The sequence below is a fragment of the Mycobacterium zoologicum genome, from assembly GCF_020181635.2.
GTDB lineage: Bacteria > Actinomycetota > Actinomycetes > Mycobacteriales > Mycobacteriaceae > Mycobacterium > Mycobacterium zoologicum.
In genome coordinates this window covers 26,531-34,527 of the sequence record NZ_JAYJJS010000040.1, presented here as the reverse complement: position 1 = coordinate 34,527, position 7,997 = coordinate 26,531, and the positions used below count along the sequence as shown (strand labels likewise).

Here is a 7,997-nt window from a genome sequence, read left to right as displayed (position 1 = left end):
GGGGATGGGGAAACAGGCTCGCATTGCGAGTACTGCGCCCCTGACTACCAATGACCGAGCGATTGCCCGGCGGGGCGGTGCACGAACTTCCCGACGACCTGCGCGACGGACTGACCGTCAGCGCCACGGCGCTGGCCGCGTGGCTGGACATTACGCCGTTGGCGCGCAACGAGTTCATCTGCTGGGTCGAAGACGCCAAGCAGCAGGCCACCCGGGAGCGCCGCATCCGCCGGACCCGTGAGGAACTGGAGGAGGGTATGCGGCGGCCGTGCTGTTGGCCCGGTTGCAAACACCGCGAGCGCACTGGAAGCTGACCCCGATGGGTGCAGAATGCACCCATCGACCGGTAGGATTGTGCGATGTCGAAGGTCATGCACATCCGGGACGTTCCTGATGAGGTCCACGCCGCGCTGGTCGAGGCCGCCGATGCGCAAGGGCTCTCGCTGACCCGGTATCTCCAGCGTGAATTGGAGCACCTGGCCAAGCGGGCGCAGGTGGTACGGCACAACGCGGCGGTCGTTCGTCGAACGCAGCGCGCGATTGGGGGCCGGGCCGGCCGCGACACGATCTTGTCGGTGCTGCACGAGGGGCGCGGTGAGTGAAGATCGTCGACGCCGGAGTGCTGGTGGAGCTGCTCGTCGGCGAACTTGATCCGGGGATGCTCGGGCACGAAGAACTGGCGGCTCCGCACTCGGTGGACAGCGAAGTCACCCAGGTGCTGCGCGGACTCGTCCGGCGTGGCGTTATCAGCGCGGACCAGGGCGATCTGGCTATGAACGGCTTCATGCGGTTGACACTGACCAGGTTTCCGGCTGATTGGCTGCGGCCGCGGATGTGGGAGCTGCGGGACAACCTCAGCGCGTATGACGCCACGTACGTGGCGCTGGCCGAATCGGCTGACGCCACCGCACTGCTCACCACCGACGCTCGGTTGGCGAACGCTCCCGGACCGCGGTGTCGGATTGAGTTGTTGTAGCTCGTCGCTACGAAACGACCCGGGTGCCGATCGCCGGCTCGCCGGCCGCCAGCTTCAGCCCCTCCCAGGGCAGACTTCCCAGCCCGGCCGCAACCCGGTCGCGCGCTGCGGCCAGTGCCTCAGCGCCGGTGGCCGCCACCACGTCGCCGCCGTGCACCATCGCCACCGACAGCACCCGTGCCGGACCGTCCACCGCGGGCGACCCACCGGCCGGGTAGACCACCTCCTCGACGACGGTGCCGCTGGGCCGGGAAACCCGCAACGCCTGCTTGTGTCCGCCCTGCGATGCCTTGTTGACGCTGCGTTTGTGCACCGCCACACCGTCTACGTCGACCAGCTTGTAGACGAAGCCGGCCGTCGGCGCGCCCGAGCCGGTCACCAGGGAGGTTCCCACGCCGTAGCTGTCCACCGGTGCGGCCCGCAGCGCCGCGATGGCGAACTCGTCGAGATCGCCGGAGACCACGATCTGGGTGCCGGTGGCGCCCAGCCTGTCCAGCTGGTCACGGACCTGATGGGCCAACACGGCCAACTCGCCGGAGTCGATGCGGACCGCGCCCAGCCCCGGCCCGGCCACTTCGACCGCGTTGGCTACCCCGGTGGCCACGTCATAGGTGTCCACCAGCAGGGTGGTGCCGACGCCCTGCGCGGCGACCTGGGCGCGAAACGCCGCGAGCTCGCCGTCGGCGCCGGTGTGCAACAAGGTGAAGGCGTGCGCGCTGGTGCCCAGCACCGGCACGCCGAAACGCTTGTGTGCCTCCAGATTCGACGTCCCGGCGAAGCCTGCCAGGTAGGCGGCGCGCGCTGCGGCGACCGCGGCCTGCTCGTGGGTGCGGCGCGACCCCATCTCGATCAGTGGCCGGCCGCCGGCGGCGCTGACCATCCGGGCCGCCGCCGAGGCGATCGCGGTGTCGTGATTGAAGATCGACAGCGCCAGGGTCTCCAGCACGACGCACTCGGCGAAGCTGCCACGCACACTGAGAACCGGGGAGCCGGGGAAGTACAGCTCACCTTCCGGGTAGCCCTCGACGTCGCCGCGGAATCGGAAATCCGCCAGGAAAGCCAGCGTCTCGGGGTCCAGGAACTCCGAGCACAGGCCCAGCGCCGCGTCGTCGAAGCCGAAGTCGGGCAGGACGGCCAGGAACCGGTCGGTGCCGGCGACCACTCCGTAGCGTCGGCCCGCGGGGAGCCGGCGGGCGAACAGTTCGAAGGTCGTGGGGCGGTGCGCCGTGCCGTCGCGCAGGGCCGCGGCCAGCATGGTCAGCTCGTATTTGTCGGTGAGCAGCCCGCCGCGCCTCATGTCGTGCACACGCCAACGGTATCGGGACGCCGACTCGACTCGGTATCCTGAGGGGCATGGCCGCGTCCGCCCCGATGTCGACACCCGTGCGGGAACGCGATGCCGACGTCGCCGAGGAGACCGCCTCACCGTGGGTGACCATCGTCTGGGACGACCCGGTCAATCTGATGACCTACGTGACCTACATCCTGCAGAAGCTGTTCGGTTACAGCGAGCCGCACGCCACCAAACTGATGCTGCAGGTCCACCACGAGGGTAAGGCCGTGGTGTCGGCGGGAAGCCGGGAGTCGATGGAGATCGATGTGTCCAAACTGCATGCCGCCGGGTTGTGGGCGACCATGCAGCAGGACCGTTGAGACGTCAGCCGAAGGGGACCGGGCCGAACCATGCACAAGTGGAAGCGGGTTGAGACCGACGACGGACCCCGCTTCCGGTCGGCGCTGGCGCTGCACGAGTCGGCGTTGCTGCGGAGCCTGGCCAACTCGATCATCGGCATGCTGGACGCACGCGAATCCGCTTCTCCGCCAGATGAGCTCGAAATGATCACCGGCATCCGGACCGGCAACACCGCACCGCCGGAGGACGCCACCATGCGGCGTCTGCTGCCGGATTTCTCTCGCTCCGAAATCGAAGACGGCCTCAACGCAGCGCTGCGCAGTCTGCATGAGCCGGCGATCATCGACGCCAAACGTGTTTCGGCGCAACAGGTGGTGGACACCGTTCCCGAACAGGGCGGCCGCTTCGAGCTGACCGAGGAACAGGCCAACGCCTGGATCGCGGCGGTCAACGACATTCGGCTGGCGCTGGGCACCATGCTGCAGATCGGTCCCGAGGGCCCGGATGAACTGCCGCCCGGCCACCCGATGGTCGGCCAGCTCAGCGTGTACCAATGGCTGACCGTACTGCAGGAATACCTGGTGGTCGCCTTGATGAAGAGGTCCCGCCGATGAGCGACCTGGGCGCCATCACCGATGTCGCCGGTATCCGGGTGGGCCACCACGAGCGGCTCGATCCCGACGCCAGCCTCGGTTCGGGCTGGGCGACCGGGACCACCGTGGTGCTGACGCCCCCCGGAACCGTCGGGGCCGTCGACGGCCGCGGTGGGGCGCCGGGGACCCGCGAGACCGACCTGCTGGATCCGGCCAACAGCGTGCGCTGGGTGGACGCCGTGGTGCTCTCCGGTGGCAGCGCCTACGGCCTGGCGGCCGCCGATGGGGTGATGGCCTGGCTGGAGGAGCAGGGCCGCGGGGTGGCGCTGGACGGCGGGGTGGTGCCGATCGTGCCGGCCGCGGTCATCTTCGACCTGCCGGTCGGCGGCTGGGATCGACGGCCCACCGCCGAGTTCGGCTACGCCGCGGCCCAGGCGGCGGCCGGCCCCGACGGCGAGAGCCCGCGGGTCGGCAGCGTCGGCGCCGGAACGGGAGCCCGCGCCGGAATGCTCAAAGGCGGGGTGGGCACCGCGTCGGTGACGCTGGACCTGGAGGACCAGACCGTCACTGTGGGGGCACTGGTGGTGGTCAACCCCACCGGCGAGGTCATCGATGACACCACCGGGCTGCCGTGGTCGGCGCAGCTCATCGAAGAGTTCGGGCTGACGGCACCGCCGTCGGAGCAACTGTCGATACTCGGCGGGCTCGCACCCAAATCCGCGGGTCTCAACACCACCATCGCCGTGGTGGCCACCGATGCGGCCCTGAGCCCCGCCGGGTGCCGACGGGTGGCGATCGCCGCCCAGGACGGGCTGGCCCGCACCATCCGGCCCGCCCACACCCCGGTGGACGGCGACACGGTGTTCGCGCTGGCTACCGGAGCCGTCGAGGTCCCCCCGATAGCGGGAACACCCGACGCGATGTCCCCGGAGACCGGCTTGGTGACGCTGGTGGGCGCCGCCGCGGCGGACTGCATGGCCCGTGCGGTGCTGGTGGGCGTGCTGGCCGCCGACTCGGTGGCCGCAATACCGACCTACCGGGGCACGCTGCCCGGTGCGTTCGCCGACCGTGCCGGCGGAAGGTCCTGATGTGCTGACGCCGCCACCGCAACGCGACGCCCGCCCGGCCTGGCAGACCGGCGGGGTGACGGTCCTCGGGTTCGTCGCGCTGCTCTACGTCGTGGAAGCGCTCGATCAGGTGTCCGGTCACCGGCTGGACCGTAACGGCATCCGTCCGCTGGAGGCCGACGGCCTGTGGGGGGTGCTGTTCGCCCCGCTGCTGCATGCGAACTGGGGTCACCTGCTGGCCAACACCGGCCCCGCGCTGGTGCTCGGGTTCCTGCTGGCCTGGGCGGGCCTGTCGCGATTCCTGTGGGCGACGGCGATCGTGTGGATCGTCGGCGGGCTGGGGACCTGGCTGATCGGCGACGTCGGTTCGTCGTGCCGGCCGACCGACCACATCGGCGCCTCCGGGCTGATCTTCGGCTGGCTGACATTCCTGATGGTGTTCGGGCTGTTCACCCGCAGCATCTGGCAGATCCTGGTCGGCGTGGGCGTGCTGATTGTCTATGGCGGGATTCTGTGGGGGGCGATGCCGGTGTTGAACGTCTGCGGCGGGGTGTCCTGGCAGGGCCACCTGTGCGGCGCGCTGGCCGGCGTGCTGGCCGCCTACCTGTTGTCGGGCCCCGAACGCCGGGCCCGACAACAGCGACGGGCGGTGAGGGCATGAGCCCCATCGGGATCTTCGACTCCGGGGTCGGCGGGCTGACGGTCGCGCGGTCGATCATCGACCAGCTGCCCGACGAGGACATCGTCTACGTCGGCGACACCGGTAACGGGCCGTACGGCCCGTTGAGCATCCCCGAGGTCCGCGCCCACGCGCTGGCCATCGGCGATGACCTGGTGGGACGTGGCGTCAAGGCGCTGGTGATCGCCTGCAACACCGCCTCGGCGGCGTGCCTGCGCGACGCACGGGAACGCTACGACGTGCCGGTCGTCGAGGTGATCCTGCCGGCGGTGCGGCGCGCGGTGGCCACCACCCGCAACGGCCGGATCGGGGTGATCGGGACGAGCGCGACCATCGCCAGCCACGCCTACCAGGACGCCTTCGCCGCCGCCCGCGACACCGAGATCACCGCGGTGGCCTGTCCGCGATTCGTCGACTTCGTCGAGCGCGGCATCACCAGCGGCCGCCAGGTGCTGGGCTTGGCCGAGGGCTACCTGGAGCCGCTGCAGAGTGCCGGCGTCGACACCCTGGTGCTGGGCTGCACGCACTATCCGCTGCTGTCGGGGCTGATCCAGCTGGCGATGGGCGACGAGGTGACGCTGGTGTCCAGCGCGGAGGAGACCGCCAAGGATCTGCTGCGAGTGCTGACCGAGCGTGACCTGCTGGCCCCGCATGAGGGCACGCCGGCGACCCGGGTATTCGAGGCCACCGGCGACCCCGAGGCGTTCGCCGAGTTGGCCACCCGCTTCCTCGGCCCGGCCATCACCGGGGTCGGTGCGGTACGTCATCACGCCTCCACACGGTGATTTCGACGACGAATAGTCAGCAAAGCGGTCGTGTCTTGGTCATGGTCGCGGCGAACATGGCACAGTAGGGAACGTGCGACTGACCGTGCTCGGCTGCTCCGGCAGTGTGGTGGGACCGGATTCGCCGGCCTCCGGCTACCTGCTGGAGGCTCCGGGCACCCCTCCTCTGGTTATCGACTTCGGCGGCGGGGTGCTGGGTGCGCTGCAACGGCACGCCGATCCGGGGTCGGTGAGCGTGCTGCTGTCGCACCTGCATGCCGATCACTGCCTGGACCTGCCCGGGCTGTTCGTCTGGCGTCGCTACCACCCGTCGGTGGCCACCCGTCCGTTCGACAAGGGCGCGATCTACGGGCCCAGTGACACCTGGTCGCGGATGGGTGCCGCGTCATCGCCCTACGGTGGCGAGATCGACGACATCACCGACATCTTCGATGTCCACGTCTGGGTAGACGGTGAGCCGGTCCAGTTCGGTGAGTTGAGTGTGCAGCCCAGGCTGGTGTGTCACCCGACCGAGTCCTTCGGGATGCGGATCAGCGATGCCTCCGGTGTGACGCTGGTCTACAGCGGGGACACCGGTTACTGCGAGAGCGTGATCGAGCTGGCCCGGGACGCCGACGTGTTCTTGTCCGAGGCGTCGTGGACCCACGAGCCCAACAACCCGCCGAACCTGCACCTGTCCGGCACTGACGCGGGCCGTATCGCCGCCGCAGCGGGTGTCGGACAGTTGCTGCTTACCCACATTCCGCCGTGGACGTCGCGCGAAGAGGTGATCCGCGAGGCCAAGGCGGAGTTCTCCGGGCCGGTGCACGCGGTGACGTGCGACGAGAAGTTCGACATCCGGCGGAGCTGAAACACTGCTCCACTAGGGTTGGTCGCGTGTCCAAACGAGAAGACGGTCGCGAAGACGACGAGCTGCGCCCGGTGGTCATCACCCGCGGATTCACCGCGAACCCCGCCGGATCGGTGCTGGTCGAATTCGGCAACACCCGGGTCATGTGCACGGCCAGCGTCACCGAGGGTGTCCCGCGCTGGCGCAAGGGCTCCGGGCGGGGCTGGCTGACCGCCGAGTACGCCATGCTGCCCGCGGCCACCCACACCCGCTCGGACCGTGAGTCGGTCCGCGGCAAGGTCGGCGGGCGCACCCAGGAGATCAGCCGGTTGGTCGGTCGTTCACTGCGGGCCTGCATCGACCTGGCGGCGCTGGGGGAGAACACCATCGCGATCGACTGCGATGTGCTGCAGGCCGACGGCGGCACCCGTACTGCGGCGATCACCGGCGCCTATGTGGCGCTGTCCGACGCGGTGACCTACCTGTCGGCGGCCGGCAAGCTGTCGGACCCCCGTCCGATCTCGTGTGCGATCTCGGCGGTGAGCGTCGGCGTGGTCGACGGCCGGGTCCGGGTCGATCTGCCCTACGAGGAGGACTCCCGCGCCGAGGTCGACATGAACGTCGTCGCCACCGACACCGGCACGCTGGTGGAGATCCAGGGCACCGGCGAGGGGGCGACGTTTCCGCGCTCGACGCTGGACAAGATGCTCGATGCGGCGCTGGGCGCCTGCGAGCAGCTGTTCGTGGTGCAGCGCGAGGCGCTGGCGCTGCCGTATCCGGGGGTGCTGCCGGACGGGCCGGCCAAGAAGAAGGCATTCGGCTCTGACTGAGGTCTTGGTGGCCAGCCGCAACCGCAAGAAGCTGGCCGAACTCAGCCGGGTGCTCGAGCACGCCGGAGTGGCGGGTGTGCACTTGGTCGCGCTGGACGAGGTGCCGGCCTACCCCGAAGCCCCCGAGACCGGGGCGACGTTCGAGGCCAACGCGCTCGCCAAAGCCCGCGACGGGTTTGTTGCCACCGGATTGCCTTGTGTGGCAGATGATTCCGGCCTGACCGTGGCCGCCTTGAACGGGATGCCCGGCGTGTTGTCGGCGCGCTGGTCGGGTGCGCACGGCGACGACGCCGCCAACACCGCACTGTTGCTGGCCCAGTTGGGTGACGTCCCCGACGAGCGGCGCGGCGCGGCGTTCGTCTCGGCCTGCGCGCTGGTGTGGGGCTCGGGAGTCGACCAGGAAGTGGTGGTGCGCGGCGAGTGGCCGGGCAGCATCGCCCGGGCACCGCGCGGCGACGGCGGGTTCGGCTACGACCCGGTCTTCGTGCCGGAGGGTGCCGACCGCACCGCTGCGCAGCTGAGCCCGGCGGAGAAAGACGCCGCATCGCACCGCGGGCGGGCGCTGGCGCTGCTGGTGCCCGCCCTGCTGCGGCTCGCGGTCTGAG

12 protein-coding genes are annotated in these 7,997 nt (G+C 70.1%); 11 read left to right on the top strand and 1 reads right to left on the bottom strand.

Translation table 11 applies throughout. From position 1 onward, the window contains the following. Window positions 1-50 precede the first annotated feature (50 nt). Genes K6T84_RS22210 through K6T84_RS22200 form a run of 3 tightly spaced genes read left to right on the top strand, consistent with a single transcriptional unit; the run spans window position 51 to window position 976 of the window. Window positions 51-314 carry a YdeI/OmpD-associated family protein gene (locus K6T84_RS22210; RefSeq protein WP_225401711.1) on the top strand — a complete coding sequence of 88 codons (264 nt, stop codon included), beginning with the start codon at window positions 51-53 and terminating at the stop codon, window positions 312-314. Between the two features lie 45 nt (window positions 315-359). Next, a complete protein-coding gene (locus K6T84_RS22205; RefSeq protein WP_225401712.1) occupies window positions 360-602 on the top strand; it encodes a hypothetical protein in 243 nt (80 codons plus the stop codon). After that, on the top strand, window positions 599-976 hold the full coding sequence (locus tag K6T84_RS22200) for a type II toxin-antitoxin system VapC family toxin (RefSeq protein WP_225401713.1): 378 nt from the start codon (window positions 599-601) through the stop codon (window positions 974-976). The genes K6T84_RS22205 and K6T84_RS22200 overlap by 4 nt, the downstream gene beginning before the upstream one ends. Before the next feature lie 7 nt (window positions 977-983). On the opposite strand, the gene K6T84_RS22195 is transcribed toward K6T84_RS22200, so the two are convergent. Further along, the gene (locus K6T84_RS22195; RefSeq protein ID WP_225401989.1) at window positions 984-2,273 is read right to left on the bottom strand and encodes a nicotinate phosphoribosyltransferase; all 1,290 of its coding nucleotides are present in this window, start codon (window positions 2,271-2,273) and stop codon (window positions 984-986) included. A 56-nt stretch (window positions 2,274-2,329) separates the two neighbouring features. On the opposite strand from K6T84_RS22195, the gene clpS reads away from it, so the two are divergent. From clpS to K6T84_RS22155, 8 genes are all read left to right on the top strand, one after another. Then, window positions 2,330-2,629, top strand: a complete 300-nt coding sequence (gene clpS / locus K6T84_RS22190) for an ATP-dependent Clp protease adapter ClpS (RefSeq protein ID WP_408066168.1) — start codon at window positions 2,330-2,332, stop codon at window positions 2,627-2,629. 30 nt (window positions 2,630-2,659) lie between these two features. After that, a complete protein-coding gene (gene aosR / locus K6T84_RS22185) occupies window positions 2,660-3,223 on the top strand; it encodes an oxidative stress transcriptional regulator AosR (RefSeq protein WP_224865070.1) in 564 nt (187 codons plus the stop codon). Further along, window positions 3,220-4,290: a P1 family peptidase gene (locus tag K6T84_RS22180; RefSeq protein ID WP_224865071.1), complete on the top strand. Its 1,071-nt coding sequence runs from the start codon at window positions 3,220-3,222 to the stop codon at window positions 4,288-4,290. Before aosR ends, K6T84_RS22180 begins: the two co-directional genes overlap by 4 nt. Before the next feature lies 1 nt (window position 4,291). Continuing rightward, entirely contained in the window at window positions 4,292-4,930 is a 639-nt protein-coding gene (locus K6T84_RS22175; RefSeq protein ID WP_224865072.1) for a rhomboid family intramembrane serine protease, read from the top strand. Beyond that, window positions 4,927-5,733, top strand: a complete 807-nt coding sequence (gene murI, locus K6T84_RS22170) for a glutamate racemase (protein ID WP_224865073.1) — start codon at window positions 4,927-4,929, stop codon at window positions 5,731-5,733. The genes K6T84_RS22175 and murI overlap by 4 nt, the downstream gene beginning before the upstream one ends. Before the next feature lie 73 nt (window positions 5,734-5,806). Further along, a complete protein-coding gene (locus K6T84_RS22165) occupies window positions 5,807-6,583 on the top strand; it encodes a cyclic nucleotide-degrading phosphodiesterase (RefSeq protein ID WP_224865074.1) in 777 nt (258 codons plus the stop codon). Window positions 6,584-6,609: 26 nt separating this feature from the next. Then, entirely contained in the window at window positions 6,610-7,392 is a 783-nt protein-coding gene (rph, locus tag K6T84_RS22160; protein WP_224865075.1) for a ribonuclease PH, read from the top strand. Continuing rightward, window positions 7,385-7,996 (top strand): non-canonical purine NTP pyrophosphatase, encoded by a 612-nt coding sequence (locus K6T84_RS22155; RefSeq protein WP_408066169.1) that lies wholly within the window; start codon window positions 7,385-7,387, stop codon window positions 7,994-7,996. Before rph ends, K6T84_RS22155 begins: the two co-directional genes overlap by 8 nt. Window position 7,997: the final 1 nt, after the last annotated feature.

Coding starts and splice junctions, on each gene's coding strand:
- K6T84_RS22210 (WP_225401711.1), top strand. CDS start 51: ATGACCGAGCGATTGCCCGGCGGGGCGGTGCACGAACTTCCCGACGAC.
- K6T84_RS22205 (WP_225401712.1), top strand. CDS start 360: ATGTCGAAGGTCATGCACATCCGGGACGTTCCTGATGAGGTCCACGCC.
- K6T84_RS22195 (WP_225401989.1), bottom strand. CDS start 2,273: ATGAGGCGCGGCGGGCTGCTCACCGACAAATACGAGCTGACCATGCTG.
- clpS (WP_408066168.1), top strand. CDS start 2,330: ATGGCCGCGTCCGCCCCGATGTCGACACCCGTGCGGGAACGCGATGCC.
- aosR (WP_224865070.1), top strand. CDS start 2,660: ATGCACAAGTGGAAGCGGGTTGAGACCGACGACGGACCCCGCTTCCGG.
- K6T84_RS22180 (WP_224865071.1), top strand. CDS start 3,220: ATGAGCGACCTGGGCGCCATCACCGATGTCGCCGGTATCCGGGTGGGC.
- murI (WP_224865073.1), top strand. CDS start 4,927: ATGAGCCCCATCGGGATCTTCGACTCCGGGGTCGGCGGGCTGACGGTC.